The following is an 18,400-nucleotide window of genomic DNA, read 5'->3' on the forward strand; positions in this document are numbered from 1 at the left end:
TAGTTGGCTCTTAGCAAGTAAGAGCCATCTTGAGTTAAGTTTACTTAGTCTCGGTATATTTTTGTTAGGTCTTTATAGTGATCAATTCGTCGGTCACGCAAGAACGGCCAGATACGTCTTACGTTTTCTGAGCGTTTTTGATCAATTTCAACCACTAAAATTTGCTCATCAGTATTATTAGCCTCAGCTAATAATTCACCTTGTGGGCCTGCAATGAACGAATTCCCCCAAAACGCAATACCATCGCTTTGCGCACTTGGGTCACTTTCATGACCTACGCGGTTACAGCTAATTACCGGTACACCATTGGCAACAGCATGGGCACGCTGACTAATAACCCACGCATCTTTTTGACGAGTTTGCTCAGCAATGTCGTCGTTAGGATCCCAACCAATAGCGGTTGGGTAAATTAACACTTCAGCGCCTGCCATTGCCATTAAGCGGGCAGCTTCAGGAAACCATTGATCCCAACATACTAGCACGCCTAATTTACCCACCGAGGTTTGAATAGGCTCAAAACCGATATCACCAGGGGTAAAGTAGAATTTTTCGTAAAAACCTGGATCATCAGGAATATGCATTTTGCGGTATTTACCCGCAATACTGCCATCTTGTTCTAATACAACCGCGGTGTTGTGATAAAGGCCCGTAGCGCGTTTTTCAAATAAAGAGGCCACAATAACAATGCTTAGCTCTTTAGCAAGCTCACCTAAGGCGTTACTGCTAGGGCCTGGAATGGTTTCGGCTAAATCAAATACGTCAACATTTTCGGTTTGGCAAAAATAGAGGCTTCGGTGTAGCTCTTGAAGTACAACCAGTTTTGCACCTTTTTGAGCGGCTTCACGAATGGCACTCATTGATTTTGCCATATTGTGCTGAGCGTTATCGGTATTGCTTTGTTGCACTAACGCAACGGTTAATTTTGCAGGGCTTGTCATTGTGCTGCTCCAGCTAAAAATCCACGAGGTAATTGCATTGTAATACAGTGCAGGCTGCCAAATTGTTCAATAATTGGTTGGCAATTAACGCCAATAATAGTGTGTTGTGGGTATGCTTTTTGAACTTGTGCTAGAGCACGTTCATCATTGGCATCATTATACGTTGGCACAAGCACAGCATTATTAATAATTAAGTAGTTAGCGTAGGTAGCCGGTAAGCGTGTTTGCTCATCGTCATACGCGGCTTTTGGCCACGGTAACTCAATTAAGTTATATGGGGTGTTATCGGCAGTTTTAAAGGCTTTTAGTTGTTTTTCCATTGCATCAAGTGCGCTAAAGTGCTCATCAGTTTTATCGTCACACTGCACATATACAAGGGTATTATTTGGAGCAAAGCGCACTAAGGTATCAATGTGGCTGTCGGTGTCATCACCCGCTAAATAGCCATGATCAACCCATAAAAAACGTGTTGCTCCCAAGTGCTCTTTTAAAAGTATTTCTATGTCAGCAGGGTTTAAATCTGGGTTACGGTTTTTGTTAAGCAAACATTCGCTGGTTGTTAGCAACACACCATGCTCGTTTATTTCAATACCGCCACCTTCAAGTACCATATCGAGCGCTTGATATTGGTTGTTTGTGCTACTTAGCTCTTTTACCAAAGTACGATTAATTTGATTGTCTAATGCGCTTTCAAATTTATTGCCCCAACCATTGAAAGTAAAATCGTATACTTTTAACTGCTCTGGTGAATCAATAGCGGCGCAAGTAAGCGGACCATGATCGCGCGCCCAGGTATCGTTGGTAGGCGTTACTACAAAATGAACACGATTAAGAGAGATGTTAGCGCTATTTAGCAATGCTGTAATATGCATTTTTAAGGCACTGTTATGCGCCACAATAACAAGCTGTTGCTGCGTTGTTATATGCTTAGCAAGCTCAATATATACAGGTTCTACACGTGCTAAATTATCAGCCCAATCTGTGTCTTTATGAGGCCATGTAAGCATAACAGCGTCTTGCTCGGCCCATTCTGGTAAAAGTCTAAAGTTCATGAATTTTATATACTAATTAAGATGACGCTAGTTTAGCATTTTACATAAAGATGTCAGCTAATTATCACTGTTTAGATCGGCTTGGTTTTGATCAAGTTCTTGACGTTTTTTAAGTTGGCGGGTTTGAGCATGTAAACTTGCTCTAACAATAAGTTCTTGGTCAGTGGTTCTAATTGCGGTAAAGAGCATGGTGTATTGATAATGTTCGCTATCTTGTTTTTCTACTGCCACAACTTCGGTGTAACAATAAACCGCAGAGGCTTCGTGGTGCAAAAATAGTTTTGTTCTAAACGCTTGGCCAATTGAGTGTACTTCGGGTGATGTAAAGCGAATACCGCCACCGCCGTAGCTATCACATTGAATTGCATTATCTTGCGCTTGTTCTGAGGCCAAAATATGGCTCATTATTAAATCTATTTTACGTGACTGGGCTTGTAAAAATGTAGCAAGCTCTTGTGCTATATCGCCCAAGTTACGCAGTGGGCGTAACGAGCTTTGCTCAAGTTCACTTACTTCATTTGCTAATCTAAATAGTGGGGGAATGTCGTCTTCTAGCTCAAGCTGCGATTTAGGAACTTGTTCGTTCGATACAGCGAATAAATTCACTCTTATACTTTCATTAATTTGAAAGTACTGCTCAAACTCACCTAATCTTTCACTATTCATTATGTTCTCCACCACGTATTTATTTAATAGTAGCGTTGTGAGTACTAAATTGCTAGCAGATAAAATAACTCATACTGGGCTAAATGCTTTGTTTACATTCAATTTTTAACATACTGATTATGAAAATAATTACACTAAGACATATTTAGGGGTAGTTATAAAAAAGCGGCCAATGTCATCCTAACATTGGCCGCTTGGGTATTGATTCATCAGCGCGTACTTATTTAAGTAGAGCGGCTAATTCATGTAAATCTTTCACAACGTGATCTGGTTTTTTAGCTAATGGGTAAAGTGCTTTACCTGGGCGTGCAATGAAAGTGGTTTGTAGGCCTGCTTCTTTTGCGCCAGCAACATCCCAACCATGGGCTGCAACCATCATTGCTTCATTTGGTGCTACGTTTAGCTTTTTAAGTACCCATTCATAAGCACGTAAGTCTGGTTTGTAAATTTTAATATCTTCAATGCTGTAACGCGCATCAAAGTAAGACATTAAACCAGCGCTTTCAAACTGTGCCTTTACACCTTTGTTTGAAGAATTTGTAAGGCTTACTAATTTATAGCCCTGAGCTCTAAGTTTTGCCAGTCCTTCTTTAACATCGCTGTGTGGAGGAAGCGTTAAAAGAGGCGTAACAATAGCTGTTTTAGCTTGTTCACTAGTAATATCAATATTGTTATTTTGAGCAACCATAAGAAGTGACGCCACCCCAATTTGCCCAAAGTCGTGATAGCTACCGCTTACTGTATCTACTAATGAATGGTGCAGCATAGTCGAAAACCAAAGTGGTAATAAATCTTCACGTCCGCCTAGTGCTTTACCAATAGAGGTACGCATTGACGTTAAATCAAGTAGGGTTTCGTTTACATCAAAAATAAGCACTTTGGGCTTTGCTTGTTCTTTTGGTTCATCAGCGACTGCATAACCAGATACAAGGCTTGTGCCTACAAGTAGTGAAAGAGTCAGTGTTTTTAACGATTTTAAAATAGACATTAGTTATTCTCCGATTCAAGTGCTGCCATAATATCAGTAGGTTCTGCGCGTAGGGTGTAGTCTTCGTTTAAAAATGCATATGTAATAACACCTTCTTGGTTTATCACATAGGTAGCCGGTAGCGGCAATTTAAAGCTTTTATCGCCGTAGTAGTGTTCAAAATCAATACCAAATTGTGTGTATAACGCTTGAATACGTTCATCAAGTGTAAACAATAGACCAAATTGATCAGCTACTTTATTACTAACATCTGACAGCACATCAAATTCAAGGTCGTTTTTTTGTGCAGTTGAGAGAGTTTCATCAGGCAGTTGTGGTGATATTGCCACTAACTGAGCACTTTGAGTTTTAAAGTGCGGTAAGTAGTCATTAAGTGCTTTTAGCTCTAAATTACAATATGGACACCAGCCACCACGATAAAAGCTAATAATTACCGGGCCTTTTTTTAATAAATCTGCAAGCTCAATGTTTTCGCCGTTATGGTTGGCTAGGCTGAAGTTTTCTACCTTTTGACCAATTTGCAACGCATTGTCTTTTATATGCTGTGCAATAAGTTCTTCGTTTGTAGTGTTCATTAATGCTAAAACGTCAGCCGGTAACTTGGCATCTTTTTGTACGTTATAGGCATCTATTTGCGCTTTTAAACTCATGATTGAACCTCAATAATTAGACTATTTGCAATTATAGTGTTTTACATATTTAAATAAACATTGCAAAACTGAAAGCTTCATTCGAAAATGTTAAACATTGAAAAGTGCACAATGGCATCTTTATGTATAATTTAAGCGACCTAGAAACATTTATAGCAGTAGTTGAAAATAAAGGAGTGCTTGCTGCTGCTCGCGAGCAGCGTTTATCGCCTGCAACGGTAAGCCATCGCTTAAGTAAATTAGAGCGTGAGCTTGCAACAGTACTTGTTTTTAGGGATAGCCGACGAGTACGGTTATCTCCCGCAGGTGAAATATTTTATACGCGAGTTGGCGCTATAATGGAGGCATTGCACGACGCTGAGCATAGTATTGGTGCACGTAGCTCATCGGTAAGTGGTTTATTACGCGTGACTATGCCCCCTTGGATTTTTTCGAAATACGTAATGCCAAGGCTTAACGAGTTAGAGCAGACCTATCCTGAACTAAAACTTGATTTTTTAATTACGGATCATTTTGTAAATGTGGTTGATGACGCACAAGATGTGGCAATTCGTGTAGGGCAATTAAATGATTCCGGTTTACTGTCGCGAAAAATAGTAAACAACAAACGTATACTTTGCGCAGCTCCTAGCTACATAAAAAAATATGGTATGCCTAAAAGCTTAGCTCAATTAAGCGAACACTATTGGGTTTGCCTGCCGTGGCAGCGCCAATTAAAGCTTTTTGATGAGCAGGGTAAAATACATACTTTTAATGCAAGAACACGCTTTACTATTTCTAATTCCGACAATATGACTCAAGCAGCCATTGCAGGTCATGGCATTGCAATTAAATCAATGATAGCTATTCATGAAGATATTAAAAATGGCATTTTAGTTGAAGTTATGCCCGGTGTCATGGCACAAGATGATGCACCAGTTTGGTTTTTGCGTCCGCAAAATAGCTTAACTACCCGCAAAACCGACGTATTTTATGACTTTATGAAATCACTATTTTTGAGCTGCGAATAAGCGTTTAAATGAGCGTTTTACTCCAGTTAAAAACAAATAACCAGTAAGTTCGGCAAGTAAAGCAACTATAATAGCTGCAACAATGGCGGCTATAATAGAGTCTTTTTTTAAAATGATTTGACCTTCAAAGCGTTGCCACACTTGTTGCTTTACATCGCTCATGCCACTGATCATAGTAAAAATATATGGAGATTGCGCAAACCTATTTACAGCGATTTGTAAGTCTTGTTGTCGTGTGTAAAGTGTACTGATATTACTTGCACCTTTATTCACAATCCCATCATCAATATTTTTATAGTGTTTAATTAGCTTATTTAAATCATTATTAAAATACTTAGCTGCATCGCTTTTAAAAGGCGCAATAGCATTATTAGCTTCAATTAATTGGGCTGATAATGCTTGGCCAAAATCGCTTACAAATGCAGGAATTTGCACTCCAAGTAGTAAACCGAATGCAAAGAAACTAAGCCTGATGTAATCTAAAAATTTACTCATTTATCTTCCTATCCATTTAAATAACCCAGAATTAACATTTGAGCTTGTTTTTATATCAAAAACTCGTAACCTGTCGGTAATAAAAATAACAACAGGTGGATGTTAAGGATGACGAAAAAAGTAAAATTCACGTCAACATTTGTTGATATATCTAAACAGCTCAAACGTTTTGTATCGCGCATTGTTCAACCCGACGATGTAGAAGATATTGTGCAAGAAACCTTTGTAAAAAGCTACGAAGCTGATTTAAAGCAAGATATACAGTTTACCCGCAGTTACATGCTTAAAACAGCAAAACACCTAGCACTTAACCATATAGCTAAGTGGGACAACAAATTTAATGATTCGTTAGAAAATGATAACGAATTACCCGTATTACTCAAATCAATGAAGCTTGAAGATGAATATACATCTAAAGAGCGCTTTTTACTTTTTTGTAGAGCTACTGAGCAACTAAGCTCATCGATTCGTAAATGCTTTATATTAAAAAAAGTTTACGGCATGAGCCAAAAAGAGATCGCAGACCAAATGCAGTTAAGCCAAAGCACTGTTGAAAAACACATTGCCAAAGGATTGTTACAAACCATGTTGTACATGCGTGAACATGAGCAAAGCCCTCAAACAAACCCTAAAGCTCAAGCACACCCTATATCAGTTAAGAGGGTCGCAGAATGAGTAATGTTCATCAATTTAATTCAAAAGATTTAATTTTAGAAAAGTCATGTGATTGGATAAGCGCAATTGATCGTGGTTTAACTGATGATGAAAAAGAGCAATTTAAATTATGGATGATGCAAAGCACCGCCCATCAAGACTCTATATACGAGCTTGCTCAGCTTTGGGATGAGCTTTCGGTGTTAAATGAATTAAGTCATTTATTTCCTCAGCGTAACAATACTAAAGCATCAAAAAATAAGTGGATGTTTTCTTACTCAATTGCAGCGAGCTTATTTGCGGCGTTAATGGTATGCAGCTACTTATTAATTAATTTAGAAAATGGCTATAACCAAGAGCTTGCAAAAGTTAATTACACTAAAATTTACAAAACAAAAGTAGGCGAGCAAGCAACGTATGTGTTGCCAGATGGCACCATAGTGCAGCTTAATACTAATAGCTTGCTAGAAGTTGCTTATAGCAAGGGCCGCAGGCAGTTATTACTTAGTCGTGGAGAAGGGCGTTTTAATGTAGCAAAAGATGCCACGCGTCCGTTTAGTGTTATGGCCGGCGACAAAAGCTTTACTGCACTCGGTACCGTGTTTAATGTACAGCGTAATACCTCATCAGATTTAGAGCTTGTTGTTACCGAAGGCAAAGTGATGATCACCGACCCTAGTGTAGCGGTTGACGCAAATGACTTTAAAGATTATCAGCTTGCAGATAACAGCACGCAAAAAATTCGTCAAATTAATGCCAATATTGTTACCTCAGGCGAAAAAGTAATTATAGAGCAGAGTGTTACAAAGCCAATTACCCAGCTTTCAATGAACGACGTACAACGCGATTTGGCATGGCAAAATGGCATGCTTATTTTTAATGGAGAAGAGCTAAGCGATGCTTTAAATGAAGTAAGTCGCTATACCGCAACACGTTTTGAGCTTTCATCAGCCGAGCTTGCCAGCATTAAAGTAGCTGGGGTATTTAAAGCGGGTGACGTTGAAGGTTTACTAGAAAGTTTACAAACTAATTTTTCGATTGATCATGAGCGTTTAGGTGAGCATGTAGTAACGCTAAAACACCATACAGAATCATAAGTAGACGTTATGCAAATCAAACTAATGTTAGATAAAGTTGCATCAATAAAGATTGAACGTAAAAAAAACATTAAAAAAAAGAAACAAAACCATAGAGGATTTTTGTTTGTCAGCTGTTTATATAAGTTGCGCAGTAACCAAACGCATTTATTGAGTGGATTTAGTGTGCTTGTACCGGCTATTTTTAGCTTGAGTGTACAAGCAGCAACTCAAACCACTGGGCAAATGGTGCAATTTGATATAAAAGCGCAGCGAGCAGACAAAGCCTTAATTGAATATGCTAAACAAACAGAGCAAACCGTGGTGTTTTCTTATGAGTTGGCAAAGCAGTATGACGCAAATTCAGTTTATGGATTTTACACTCAGCTAGATGCTCTAGAGGCATTATTAGGTGGGACTGAACTCGATGCGGTTGTTGATCAAAATGGTTTACTGAGTATAAAACTCAAACAAATCAACAGGAATGATAACAACATGATGAAGCTTTCAGCGGTCAGTGCAGCAGTATTACCAGCTTTACTTGCAGTAAATTCGCAAGGTGTAAACGCAGCAGAAGAAGTCGCTCAAGAAAAAATTGAAAAAATTGCTATTGTCGGTAGCCGTGTAGCAGGACGTTCAGTTGAAGATTTACCCGTTCCAGTAGATATCTTAAGTGCAGAAGCGCTTGAAAATACAGGCCAAACAGAAGTTGGTCGTATGCTACAGTCTATCGCTCCTTCATTTAACTTTTCAAGCTCTGCAATTAGTGACGGTACTGATGCTTTAAGACCTGCGACACTTCGCGGTTTAGGCCCCGATCAAACATTGGTTTTAATTAACGGCAAACGTCGTCACCAAGCAAGTATTATTCATATTAATGGCTCTGTTGGGCGTGGTACTGCAGGTACTGATATGAATGCAATTCCAGCCTCTGCAATTAAACGCATTGAAGTATTACGTGATGGCGCTGCTGCTCAGTATGGTTCTGATGCAATTGCAGGTGTTATTAATATTGTGCTTAAGGATGGTAGCGAAGGTGGCAAAGCGGCTATTAACTACGGTCAATATTCTGAAGGCGATGGCGAAACCATTAACCTTGATTTTAATAAAGGCTTTGCGCTAGGTGATGACGGTTATTTAAATACAACTATCAATTACCGTGACCGTGCACCGACTAACCGTGCAGGTTTACATGGCTCTTGTCAGTTTTATGGTTGTACAGAACTAAGTGACGGCACTTTACTTGCTGGCGATCCGCGTGAGCTGACAGCCGATCGTGATACATTCAGAATTGGTGATGCTGATTCTCAGCAGTTTGGTTTAACAATTAATACCGGTTACGAGTTAGGTGATGGCGAGCTTTACGGCTTTATTACTTACTCAACACGTGAAAATGAGTCGGCTGCATTTTTCCGTCATAATGCAAATGCAGGTGGTAACCCAGTACTACAAGATAATGATGCGACGATTCCGCTAGGTTTCTTACCAAAAATTAATACAACTATCGACGATATCTCGTACAACTTTGGTTATAAAACTGAGTTTGATAACGATGCAAGCCTTGATTTATCATACACCTATGGTGAAAACAGCATTGATTACACGACAAGTGACACTATCAATGCCTCATACGCTAACTTTTTACGTTATGACCAAGGTTTAAGTGCAGCTGATATTCGTACAACTATCCCACGTGAAGCGTACGCTTACGGCATGGAATTATCACTGCAAACAATCAACATTGATTTTACGCAAAACTTTGATGATTATTCGTTAGCGATGGGTGCTGAAATTCGTACTGACGAATACCGTATCTTAGAAGGTAGTGAATATGCATACCGCGATTACGATACGACCAACGGTGTAAGTATTTATAACGGCTTAAGTGGTGGTGTTGGCTCTGAAGATGCATCAGGTGGTTCACAAGGTTTTGGTGGTTCGTCTCCTGCGTCATCAGTTGATGAGTCGCGTGATGTAATCTCATTTTATGTAGATGCAGAAGCTTATGTGATTGAAGATGTAATTTTATCGGGTGCACTTCGCTACGATAACTACAAAGGCTTTGGTGATACAGTAAACTTTAAGCTTGCTGGTAACTGGTCTGTAACCGACGATATTTCACTACGTGGTGCATTAAGCTCAGGTTTTAGAGCACCTTCAATGCAACAGCTTTACTTTAATAATGTAAGTACGCAATTTGTTGTTGATACTAATGGTAACTTAGTTGCAGAAGAGGTTGGTACATTTAGAAATGATTCAACACTTGCGCAAAGCTTAGGTATTCCAAAGCTTAAAGAAGAAAAATCACAAAACCGTAGTTTAGGTATTGTGTATAACGTTACAGATAATATTAATGTAACCGTTGATTACTATTCAATTGATATTGACGACCGTATTGTAATTAGTGACCGCTTAGGTAAAGGTTTATCTACAAGCCTTGATGCTGCATTAAATAGTGCGGGGGCTGGCGTAGGGCAGTTTTTCTTAAATGGTGCTGATACTGAAACTCGTGGTGTTGATTTTGTAGCAACGTGGAACACTGAAGGTTTAGGCGGTACGCTTGATTTTACACTTGCAGCTAACTTCACTAAAACAGATGTTGTATCGTTATTTTCTCCTGCTGGCTCAAGCCTTGAGACAGTAAGTGTAGACGATATATTTTCAGCGGAAGATATCTCTATTATAGAAGAGTGGCAACCAGAGGATCGTATTAACTTAAGTGCACTTTATCAACGTGATGATTGGACAGTTAACCTGTCACTTAATCGCTTTGGTGAGTACACAGTAGAAGATGGCGGACGTCAAACGTATGGCGCAGAAATTTTAACTGACGTTAAAGTTAACTACTTCGTTACTGAAGATTTGTCGGTAAACATTGGTGCAAATAACTTGTTTGATGTTTACCCAGATAAAAATGAAATAGGTAACTCTCGCTCAGGTACTATTGTGGATGCTAGTGGCAACACAGTAATAAGTAGCTCAGGTGTGTTTGACTACTCACGTCGTTCTGCTCCATTTGGATTTAACGGTGCTTACTACTACATAGGCGCAGAATACCGTTTTTAATTAATAACCTCCCTTTCGTTATTTAACTCAAAGGGCCGTAAGGCCCTTTTTTTGGTTTTATATTGGGCTGTTTTATTTAGAAATCAAACTTATTGAATAATCATCGTATTGCTTAATATTATTCATTACACTCATTAAAGTATTATGTGTACTGTTTTCGTCTGCGGTTATAAGTACCGAACTTATTTCATATTTAGCCGCGAACATCGCTAAATTAGACGTAACTTGCTCTAAATCAATTAACCTCCCTGAAAAATATACTCCGTTACTTTCATCAATTCTAAATAAAGCATTTTTAACAGGCTTACCTATTTGAGGGCTGTCGAGTGGTCGGTTTAATTCAATAGCCACAGGTTTTACAAAAGATGTAGTTACAATAAAGAAAATTAGTAATATGAACACTATGTCTAACATCGGGGTCATATCTACATCAGCATTATTTTGCAGTTTACTTAGTTTACTTTTCATATTGGACCTTATTTTTAATTAAATGCTGCGGCGCCACAGCAAGGTTTTAGGTACCTAATAACAAAATTAGCACAGCAAAAATAAAGCGTGGTTAAATAAACATTCTAATAACATTAAATTTTTGTATTTATTATGTATTTAAAATGTGGCGAAATAAGGTGGTGTTTATAGCAATCTGCTTATATATGGGGTCTATTTAGCATCGTTATAGAGTAATTTAATTCGTTAAATTGCTTAAGGATTTATACAGATTGGTATTAGAGGCAATAAAAAACCCAGCGCTAGGCTGGGTTGTATTTATGCGTTATGTAAGCTTACTGCTTTTGCATACGGCTCATTTCTGCATGGCAGCTTTGCATTGTTAATAATGTTTTAGCCAGTGCAGCTTCGCAATCAGCCGGTTGTGGTTTATCCATAGCGGCTTTAATTTCTACAAGCGTTTTATCTTCTACTTCTTCAAGCTCTTTTACATACGTGCTGTCGTTATGTGAGGTGAATGTAGTAAGTAAGGCTGTGTATGCACGTCGTGCTTCAACTGCGAAAGATGAACCATCTTCGCGTTCGCCTTTTTCATTAATTGCATATGGCTGCAAGCGCTCAACACTCACTTTTCGGGCATCTATCATACGCTGAAAAAGTGCGCCAATAGCAGGGTCTTCAACTTTTTCCTGTGCTTTTTGATAAAAGTCGATGCCGCTGTTCATAACTTGAATGATGTCAGTAATATGATTTACTTCTGATCCTTGATGGGTGTTCATAATGACCTCTTTTATTAAATGAATGTATAGTTCAATTTAATAAAAGCAATGTATGTTCCATGTTTTTATTTTCATGTAGTCATTTGATTTTATTGGTTTAATTTCATTTCAGAAAGGGGCTAAGTTAATGAGGAAAGTATTAACCTAGCAATTTTTACATTATATTGTGTAATAAAGTTATTTTAGCTCTTCAGCTACTTCAGCTACTTTTTGGCGTAACCAGATATGGCTCGCATCGCGATGTAACAGTGGGCTCCAAATCATATCAAGCTCAAAAGGAGGAATTGGAAACGGTGGCTCTAAAATTTTAAGCCCCGGATCATCTAAGTATATATTTGCGGCTTTTGAAGGAAGGGTCGCAATCAAATTTTTCTCTTTAGCTAAATGAATCGCTACATGGTAGTTACGCGTAAAAGTGGCAATATTACGATGTTTACCAAAGTGGGCAAGTGCTTCGTCAACCCAACCAAGTTTTTGCACATCTTTAGGGTCCATGCCCACGCCTACACCAAAACCTGTTTTACTCACCCATATATGGCGTGCTTTTAAGTAGCTGTCGAGGCTAAAGTTTTCAATAATAGGGTTGTCGGCCTTAACTAAGCAGCAAAAACTGTCTTTCCAAATACGTTTATGATGAAAAGACTGAGGTAAGTTTTCAAAACGGTTGATTGCCATATCTACTTTACCGTTTTCTACATCATGAAAGGTTACATCACTTGGTGTGAGTATATCTAAAGTAGTATCGGGGGCTTCTTCGTGTAGTTTACTTAAGAGCTTTGGCGCTAACGTACTTGCAGCGTAATCACTGGCCATTATTCTAAATACACGTTTACTCTGGCTTGCCTCAAATTCTCGATTAGGTGCTAGGGTTTCTTCAAGCGTCATTAATATGCCGCGAATAACGGGTTGTAACTCTAAAGCGCGCTCTGTCGGGACCATACCATCGCTGGTACGAACTAAAATAGGGTCGTTAAATAAGTTACGAAGACGTTTAAGGCCATTACTCATTGCGGGCTGCGTAATACTCAATTGATTAGCAGCGCGTGTTACGTTGCATTCTCGAAGCAATGTATCGAGATAAACGAGTAAATTTAAATCTATTTTACTTATATTCATTGTGTGTCCTTTGCGTCTACCAGTGATGGATAAATCGCTGTGCTGTCGGGTAAGGGTAAATATGACTTACCTGCCCATTTTTTATATTTTGTTGCGCCTGCTTCCAAAAGCTAACATCTATAAGCTCTGGATGAGTGCTGAGAAAAAACTTTTTATACATAGGATTAGGCATTACAAATGTACATAACTGCTCTGGGAATACATCTTGTGGTGCAACAGAGTAACTTTGTTCATCCATTAAATAATCGTCGTAGCTCTTTGCTTTTGGTAATGCTCTAAAGTTCATATCTGTTAGGTATTGAACTTCATCGTAATCGTAAAAAATAATACGTTTGTGCTTACTTACACCAAAGTTTTTTAAGAGCATATCGCCAGGAAATATATTAACGGCAATCATTTCTTTTAGAGCTTGCCCGTATTCTTCAATCGCGTCTGCGGCACTTTCTTCATCAGCATTTTCTAAAAATAAATTGAGTGGTGTCATGCGCCGTTCAATATATAAATGCTTGATGATCAACCATTCGCCTTCAATTACCATTGATGAGCCAATTGTTTTATGTAATTGCGCAAGTAAATTACTATCAAAACGCGCCAAAGGAAATACGACGTTAGAATACTCTATGGTATCGGCCATTCTGCCAACGCGATCATGGTTTTTTACTAGTTGATAACGCTTTAATACGGTATCACGGCCGAAGGGCTTACTTTCACCAAATTTGTCTTTTATTACTTTAAAAACATAACCAAATGAGGGAAGGGTAAATACCATCATCACCATACCGGGAGTACCCGGTGCAATTGTAAACTCATCACTAGAGTGAGATAAGTGATTTAAAAACTCTCGATAAAACTCAGTTTTACCCTGCTTATGAAAACCCACTGCGTTATAGAGCTCAGCAAGTGTTTTGTTTGGCATAAGCTGATTCAAAAACCGGACAAGTGCTGAAGGTGCATGAGTCTCTACCATAAAGTAGGCACGGGCAAAGCCAAAAATGACACGCATTTGAGATGATTTAGTTAAAAGTGCATCTAAATATAATCCGTTATCTTCATCGTGTAACACGGCGATTATAAAAGGCTGAACCCCACTTTTTGAAACAACACGACCAACAATATAAGCTGCTTTATTACGATAAAAAGGTGTGTGTAAAATATCAAAGCGCATTTGCCAAGGTTGATGATGTGTATCGGGGGCTTGTTTATAAAATGCTTTAACAAGAAGGCGAATATCACGCTCTAAATTTACAAATGGGGCTTTAAAATCAAAATGATTAATAATGCGCTTTATTGTTGGCTTTAGGCCATCAACTACTGGAAAGTATGTCCTATATTCGGCCTCAACAGGTACTGAAGGAGCATCTTTCAAAGTTGCTTCTACAAATATAAAGTCATTATGAAAATAGCGCCTATGGTACAGCCGGCAAAATACAGAGTTATAAAAGGTTTCGGCGAGTTCTGCTTGAGGGTGGAAACATAAAAAATGCTGATATATCTTTTTAACTTCGAGCCATAGGCTTTCATCTAATTGCTCTGTTGGGGTTTCTTTTTTTAGCGCTTGTGTGGTTTCGTTAACACGATCATCATAATAGCTGATACGCAAACGGCTGATATCATTAATTGCTTGCCAATCTTTTTTTGCAAAGGCGAGAGGGGCTTTGGCCGTTGTTTTTTGAAATAGCTGATAGTGCCTTTTAAAACCCGTTAAAATTAATTCAGCAATATGGCGAGGCTGCATTTGCACTCCTTAATAGTCCCTAGAGCTTATACTCTATTGTGTTAAGGGTATGTTATTTTAAGTTTAAAACCAAGATAAATATTACTTGCTAATTAACAGTGATTTATTGGTATTGAGCTATCTTTTTTTCGAGAGTTTTAATTTGTTTAGTAATAACCAATACATCTTTTTTGTACTCTTTATTAATTATTTTTAATTTTTTAGTAATGTCTTTGGTAATACGCTTTTTATCTTCAACGGCTAGAATATGATTTAATCGTTCTTGTTGTTTGTATTCAGCACGCTGCTTATTACGATCAAGTATTGTTAGTTTATGGTTATTACTGCGAAGCTCTGCCTGTAAGCCAGATAGAAGCCTTTCACGCTCAAGTTCGTTTAGTTGTTTAGTGTAGTCAACCTTAGGACCAGAATACTGATTACCCGTCGTGTTAACTTTATAAGTCGTTGCTTCGTCGTCACAGGGAAGTTGAGAAAAGACAGTGCCTTTTTCTGTTACACATTTGTAGTAAGTGGTATCGCTAAAGCTAAAAAAACTGATAAGTAAAAAGCTAGAATGGAGAATATAACGAGAAGTTTTAAACATGTATGCCGTCCTTGATTTTTATATTTTTTAGTAAAATAATATAAAACTATAACCTAGCTTGGTGGTATAGCAAGCTAGGTTAGGATAACGGCTATTGGGTAAAGGTTTTGAGCTTTTTAATACTCTGTACTAAAAATGGTATATCTAAACCTTGTTCAATAGAAAAACCTTCAGCGGCGGAAATGTTTTTAAAGTTACCATCTGAATCTATTAAGGTAATCCTATCTTTTTTATAGGCTATAACGACACCCTGAGAGTAGTTAACGCCCATATCATCTTTTTTCTTGTATAAATTAACGCCCAGCATTGTTTGCTTAGCAATGGCTTTACAATTTAAATATTGGCCAACACTTGTTGCAATTAAATCGCTAGGTTGAATAAGTCCATCTACTTTAGAAATACGTTTGTCGGAGCTATATAAAGTTGATGTTGTTACTACTTCTTGCTTGTTATTGGCAAGACTAAAAGCAAAAACCTGTGTTTTATCATCTCGTACAACGGCGTTATCGCTACTTTTAATAACTCTAATTGCGCTAGAACTATGTGCTTGATCATTTATAAAACTAAGTTCTTCCACGCCGGTTACTTCAATGCTGCGGCGCTGACTTTGCCATGCGGGAAGAGTTTGATCTCTTAAAATTGCTGCTTTATAAAAAGCTGGCAAACCATACACTAAGCTAAATAGCATATCGTCGTGATTAGTTGGCTGTAAAAACTGCTCTGTTTTGTGTAAGTTTTTATTATCGGCAACAAATTTAGCGAGTTGTTGCTGGGTTTCAAATACAAAAATATCTACATTGGCTTGTGTGTAGTCTTCACACTTATCAAGCGGGCTTGGCATTTGATAACTAATGTTTTGGTTATTAATTTTTACGTTATGTGCTTGCTTATAGCTTTCTATATCAAGCAGGTCATTTTTAGCCAATAAACTTTTAGCGGTAGTAGGGTATGACAGTGGTAGTACATTGTCTTGCTTCGTTACGTCAAAGTTTAAATTTGCGTCAGCCCAAATATGAATACTATGACTAAGTGAAAAACACACTATTAAAAATGAAATTGCGTAACGTGCAAATTTATATTGTTTTAAGCGCTCAAGGTGTTGCCATGTGTAATTACTCACAAGTAGCTGAAAGCCTAAAATAAGTAATACAATCCCACTGGCTAAAATGGTTGTTAAAGCAGGTGAACTGGTTAAGCGATGCCACAGTAGAGAAATAATCTCAGGTAAGGCAGATATACTTAGATGATAACCCAAATTAACGTAAACATAAGCATCAAGGGTAAGCAGTGAAGCGCCTAGTGTGGCTATAACAGCCGCCATGCCTCGTATATGTCGTGGGTAGGGGAATATTAAACTAAGCGGAAATACCGTCAGCACAAACGCTAAAAAGGCGATAAAACTAGTGTGGCTTAACCACGTTACTAGCATATAAGTAATGCCCATAAAGCTTGTTGGTGGCGAGTCGGCAAATAAGTAGCTTAAGCTAATAAATAGCGCCAAGCCAATATTGGCAAAAGTAAACCAATGGCCCCAGCTTAATAGCTGACTCGCTTTTGATGAAAACTGATTGTGCTGCGATAAATTCATAGAGTTTATTTAACCGACTGTGATAGAGCTTTTGCAAAGTTCTCAGTTACGGCTTGTCTTTTCCCTGTTGGTACATGCTCTTTTAAGATATGCGTGATAGAATTTCCTAAACACATAAGGCTTAAATCTACCGGCGCATTGTGTTTAGTTAGCACATCAATAAGCTGATCGACGATTTGTTCTACTTCTTCATTAGAGTATTTTGATAAGATTGGCATCAGTTGGTTCAATAAAATAGTTATATTCTCGTATTTTAACACTAGAGGCGTGAAAAACAAAGATGACAACAGACGTTAAAAAATTAGTCGTTCATTATGTAGACAAAAAAGACGACGATACGCAAATTCACCTTCGAAATGATGAGATGGTAATTAACGATAAAGTAGCCGTTTTTATCGAACAATTACATCATGCATACAATGGTAAGCCAGGTAAAGGTTACTGTGCTTTCAGTGGTGATAAAAATAGCATTGTAGCATCTGCAATGCAAAGCTACCGTAACGATGAGCTAGGCTTTTGGCATATGACCGAGCAAGCCTCAACGGTTTTAAAAGAAGAGCTTGATAAGTATGCATTTAGTGAAACAGGCTATTTAGTATTTTGTCATTATCAGTATGTTGCTACCGATTACATGTTAATTGCGATGATTAACATTAAAGAGCATTATTCTATGACGTCTGAGCTTGATTTAGCGGCTTCTCGCCATTTAGACATATCTCGCATGCAACTCGCTGCTCGTATCGATTTAACAGCATGGGATACGCAAGCAGAAGATAATCGTTATATTTCGTTTATCAAAGGACGTGCGGGTCGTAAAGTTGCTGACTTTTTCTTAGACTTTTTAGGCTGTGAAGAGGGAATTGATTCAAAACAGCAAAGCCAAGTAATGCTTAGCGCAGTAGAGGATTATTTATCAGAGCAACAGTTTGATAAATCAGAAAAAGACGATTTACGTAAACAAGTATTTGATTACTGTAATGATTGCGTAACCACAGGCGAAGATGCAAGTGTGAGCGATCTATCTGCAACGCTTACAAAAGGCAATGACAGCCCGTTTGATAGTTTTTGCAAAGAGCAAAGCTATGACTTGGAAGAAACTTTCCCCGTTGATAAAAAAACCGTAACCAGTATGGTTAAGTTTTCAGGCCTTGGTGGGGGTGTAAGTGTCAGTTTTGAACGTAAACACTTAGGTGAGCGCGTAACGTACAACGAAGCAACCGATACACTAGTGATTAAAGGCATTCCGCCAAACTTAAAAGATCAGTTACAACGTTTTATGGAAAGTGAAAAAGAGTAAACCCATTTGAGCGAGTTGAAAGTTGATTTAAGAGCGCGATATTTATATCGCGCTTTTTTATACCGGTATCTAAATTCATTGAATCGGAACAGAGCCACTAAAATATCTATTGAACAAAGAGAAGTGAAAGAAGAGTAAGTGAGAAACACAAGCTAATCTTATCCACGGTGTTGAATTTCGGCTGTAGGCGTGAAGCACCGCTTCTGTTTATTTAATTTCTTTGCTAACAAAACCACTTAAAGATCTATTTCACAAAGAGA

Annotated in this window: 18 protein-coding genes; 5 read left to right on the forward strand and 13 right to left on the reverse strand. The window is 38.2% G+C overall.

Translation table 11 applies throughout. The features are described from left to right. Positions 1 to 44: 44 nt before the first annotated feature. The 5 genes from I6E72_RS00400 to I6E72_RS00420 form a co-directional block, all read right to left on the reverse strand. Positions 45 to 938 (reverse strand): carbon-nitrogen hydrolase, encoded by an 894-nt coding sequence (locus I6E72_RS00400; RefSeq protein ID WP_024608294.1) that lies wholly within the window; start codon positions 936 to 938, stop codon positions 45 to 47. Beyond that, the gene (locus I6E72_RS00405; protein WP_101216178.1) at positions 935 to 1,990 is read right to left on the reverse strand and encodes an agmatine deiminase family protein; all 1,056 of its coding nucleotides are present in this window, start codon (positions 1,988 to 1,990) and stop codon (positions 935 to 937) included. The genes I6E72_RS00400 and I6E72_RS00405 overlap by 4 nt, the downstream gene beginning before the upstream one ends. A gap of 57 nt (positions 1,991 to 2,047) precedes the next feature. Beyond that, a complete protein-coding gene (locus I6E72_RS00410) occupies positions 2,048 to 2,656 on the reverse strand; it encodes a PilZ domain-containing protein (RefSeq protein WP_197110757.1) in 609 nt (202 codons plus the stop codon). Between the two features lie 220 nt (positions 2,657 to 2,876). Further along, positions 2,877 to 3,644 (reverse strand): haloacid dehalogenase type II, encoded by a 768-nt coding sequence (locus tag I6E72_RS00415; protein WP_024599132.1) that lies wholly within the window; start codon positions 3,642 to 3,644, stop codon positions 2,877 to 2,879. Continuing rightward, complete coding sequence (locus I6E72_RS00420; protein ID WP_197110758.1) at positions 3,644 to 4,294, reverse strand: peroxiredoxin-like family protein; 651 nt, start codon at positions 4,292 to 4,294, stop codon at positions 3,644 to 3,646. Before I6E72_RS00420 ends, I6E72_RS00415 begins: the two co-directional genes overlap by 1 nt. A gap of 122 nt (positions 4,295 to 4,416) precedes the next feature. Here I6E72_RS00420 and I6E72_RS00425 point away from each other — a divergent pair, with 122 nt between their 5' ends. Next, the gene (locus tag I6E72_RS00425; RefSeq protein WP_197110759.1) at positions 4,417 to 5,304 is read left to right on the forward strand and encodes a LysR family transcriptional regulator; all 888 of its coding nucleotides are present in this window, start codon (positions 4,417 to 4,419) and stop codon (positions 5,302 to 5,304) included. Here I6E72_RS00425 and I6E72_RS00430 read toward each other — a convergent pair. Further along, entirely contained in the window at positions 5,284 to 5,799 is a 516-nt protein-coding gene (locus tag I6E72_RS00430; RefSeq protein ID WP_024590457.1) for a DUF2937 family protein, read from the reverse strand. The two genes, I6E72_RS00425 and I6E72_RS00430, sit on opposite strands and share 21 nt — an antisense overlap. A 108-nt stretch (positions 5,800 to 5,907) precedes the next feature. On the opposite strand from I6E72_RS00430, the gene I6E72_RS00435 reads away from it, so the two are divergent. From I6E72_RS00435 to I6E72_RS00445, 3 genes are read left to right on the forward strand one after another with little or no spacing between them, the layout of a single operon-like run. After that, positions 5,908 to 6,474 carry an RNA polymerase sigma factor gene (locus I6E72_RS00435; RefSeq protein WP_002961494.1) on the forward strand — a complete coding sequence of 189 codons (567 nt, stop codon included), beginning with the start codon at positions 5,908 to 5,910 and terminating at the stop codon, positions 6,472 to 6,474. Beyond that, a complete protein-coding gene (locus I6E72_RS00440) occupies positions 6,471 to 7,550 on the forward strand; it encodes a FecR family protein (protein WP_197110760.1) in 1,080 nt (359 codons plus the stop codon). Before I6E72_RS00435 ends, I6E72_RS00440 begins: the two co-directional genes overlap by 4 nt. A gap of 9 nt (positions 7,551 to 7,559) precedes the next feature. Next, the gene (locus I6E72_RS00445) at positions 7,560 to 10,595 is read left to right on the forward strand and encodes a TonB-dependent receptor plug domain-containing protein (protein ID WP_197110761.1); all 3,036 of its coding nucleotides are present in this window, start codon (positions 7,560 to 7,562) and stop codon (positions 10,593 to 10,595) included. Positions 10,596 to 10,667: 72 nt separating this feature from the next. Here the strand turns inward: I6E72_RS00445 and I6E72_RS00450 are convergent, their stop codons facing one another. The 7 genes from I6E72_RS00450 to I6E72_RS00480 all read right to left on the reverse strand — a co-directional run bounded on the left by I6E72_RS00450 (position 10,668) and on the right by I6E72_RS00480 (position 17,061). Continuing rightward, positions 10,668 to 11,063 (reverse strand): ExbD/TolR family protein, encoded by a 396-nt coding sequence (locus tag I6E72_RS00450; RefSeq protein WP_165735391.1) that lies wholly within the window; start codon positions 11,061 to 11,063, stop codon positions 10,668 to 10,670. A 314-nt stretch (positions 11,064 to 11,377) separates the two neighbouring features. Continuing rightward, the gene (locus tag I6E72_RS00455; RefSeq protein WP_007585695.1) at positions 11,378 to 11,821 is read right to left on the reverse strand and encodes a ferritin-like domain-containing protein; all 444 of its coding nucleotides are present in this window, start codon (positions 11,819 to 11,821) and stop codon (positions 11,378 to 11,380) included. Between the two features lie 177 nt (positions 11,822 to 11,998). Continuing rightward, positions 11,999 to 12,937 (reverse strand): LysR family transcriptional regulator, encoded by a 939-nt coding sequence (locus I6E72_RS00460; protein WP_002961484.1) that lies wholly within the window; start codon positions 12,935 to 12,937, stop codon positions 11,999 to 12,001. 16 nt (positions 12,938 to 12,953) lie between these two features. After that, on the reverse strand, positions 12,954 to 14,672 hold the full coding sequence (gene aceK / locus I6E72_RS00465) for a bifunctional isocitrate dehydrogenase kinase/phosphatase (RefSeq protein ID WP_007585698.1): 1,719 nt from the start codon (positions 14,670 to 14,672) through the stop codon (positions 12,954 to 12,956). Between the two features lie 103 nt (positions 14,673 to 14,775). Next, positions 14,776 to 15,255 carry a DUF4124 domain-containing protein gene (locus tag I6E72_RS00470; protein WP_197101829.1) on the reverse strand — a complete coding sequence of 160 codons (480 nt, stop codon included), beginning with the start codon at positions 15,253 to 15,255 and terminating at the stop codon, positions 14,776 to 14,778. 91 nt (positions 15,256 to 15,346) lie between these two features. Further along, positions 15,347 to 16,843, reverse strand: a complete 1,497-nt coding sequence (locus I6E72_RS00475) for a DUF3413 domain-containing protein (RefSeq protein ID WP_007585701.1) — start codon at positions 16,841 to 16,843, stop codon at positions 15,347 to 15,349. Positions 16,844 to 16,848: 5 nt separating this feature from the next. Beyond that, positions 16,849 to 17,061, reverse strand: a complete 213-nt coding sequence (locus tag I6E72_RS00480; protein ID WP_007375276.1) for a DUF1414 domain-containing protein — start codon at positions 17,059 to 17,061, stop codon at positions 16,849 to 16,851. Positions 17,062 to 17,123: 62 nt separating this feature from the next. Between I6E72_RS00480 and yejK the strand changes: the two genes are divergently transcribed. Then, the gene (yejK, locus tag I6E72_RS00485) at positions 17,124 to 18,140 is read left to right on the forward strand and encodes a nucleoid-associated protein YejK (protein ID WP_197110762.1); all 1,017 of its coding nucleotides are present in this window, start codon (positions 17,124 to 17,126) and stop codon (positions 18,138 to 18,140) included. Positions 18,141 to 18,400: the final 260 nt, after the last annotated feature.

The sequence above is a fragment of the Pseudoalteromonas sp. NSLLW24 genome, assembly GCF_015864725.1.
GTDB lineage: Bacteria > Pseudomonadota > Gammaproteobacteria > Enterobacterales > Alteromonadaceae > Pseudoalteromonas > Pseudoalteromonas arctica.

Bases quoted from the DNA above. Each gene is read 5' to 3' on its own strand.
- I6E72_RS00475 (WP_007585701.1), bottom strand. From the start codon at position 16,843: ATGAATTTATCGCAGCACAATCAGTTTTCATCAAAAGCGAGTCAGCTA.
- I6E72_RS00435 (WP_002961494.1), top strand. From the start codon at position 5,908: ATGACGAAAAAAGTAAAATTCACGTCAACATTTGTTGATATATCTAAA.
- yejK (WP_197110762.1), top strand. From the start codon at position 17,124: ATGACAACAGACGTTAAAAAATTAGTCGTTCATTATGTAGACAAAAAA.
- I6E72_RS00430 (WP_024590457.1), bottom strand. From the start codon at position 5,799: ATGAGTAAATTTTTAGATTACATCAGGCTTAGTTTCTTTGCATTCGGT.
- I6E72_RS00425 (WP_197110759.1), top strand. From the start codon at position 4,417: ATGTATAATTTAAGCGACCTAGAAACATTTATAGCAGTAGTTGAAAAT.
- I6E72_RS00480 (WP_007375276.1), bottom strand. From the start codon at position 17,061: ATGCCAATCTTATCAAAATACTCTAATGAAGAAGTAGAACAAATCGTC.
- I6E72_RS00405 (WP_101216178.1), bottom strand. From the start codon at position 1,990: ATGAACTTTAGACTTTTACCAGAATGGGCCGAGCAAGACGCTGTTATG.
- I6E72_RS00450 (WP_165735391.1), bottom strand. From the start codon at position 11,063: ATGAAAAGTAAACTAAGTAAACTGCAAAATAATGCTGATGTAGATATG.
- I6E72_RS00440 (WP_197110760.1), top strand. From the start codon at position 6,471: ATGAGTAATGTTCATCAATTTAATTCAAAAGATTTAATTTTAGAAAAG.
- I6E72_RS00460 (WP_002961484.1), bottom strand. From the start codon at position 12,937: ATGAATATAAGTAAAATAGATTTAAATTTACTCGTTTATCTCGATACA.
- I6E72_RS00415 (WP_024599132.1), bottom strand. From the start codon at position 3,644: ATGTCTATTTTAAAATCGTTAAAAACACTGACTCTTTCACTACTTGTA.
- I6E72_RS00410 (WP_197110757.1), bottom strand. From the start codon at position 2,656: ATGAATAGTGAAAGATTAGGTGAGTTTGAGCAGTACTTTCAAATTAAT.
- I6E72_RS00455 (WP_007585695.1), bottom strand. From the start codon at position 11,821: ATGAACACCCATCAAGGATCAGAAGTAAATCATATTACTGACATCATT.
- I6E72_RS00445 (WP_197110761.1), top strand. From the start codon at position 7,560: ATGCAAATCAAACTAATGTTAGATAAAGTTGCATCAATAAAGATTGAA.
- I6E72_RS00400 (WP_024608294.1), bottom strand. From the start codon at position 938: ATGACAAGCCCTGCAAAATTAACCGTTGCGTTAGTGCAACAAAGCAAT.
- I6E72_RS00420 (WP_197110758.1), bottom strand. From the start codon at position 4,294: ATGAGTTTAAAAGCGCAAATAGATGCCTATAACGTACAAAAAGATGCC.
- aceK (WP_007585698.1), bottom strand. From the start codon at position 14,672: ATGCAGCCTCGCCATATTGCTGAATTAATTTTAACGGGTTTTAAAAGG.
- I6E72_RS00470 (WP_197101829.1), bottom strand. From the start codon at position 15,255: ATGTTTAAAACTTCTCGTTATATTCTCCATTCTAGCTTTTTACTTATC.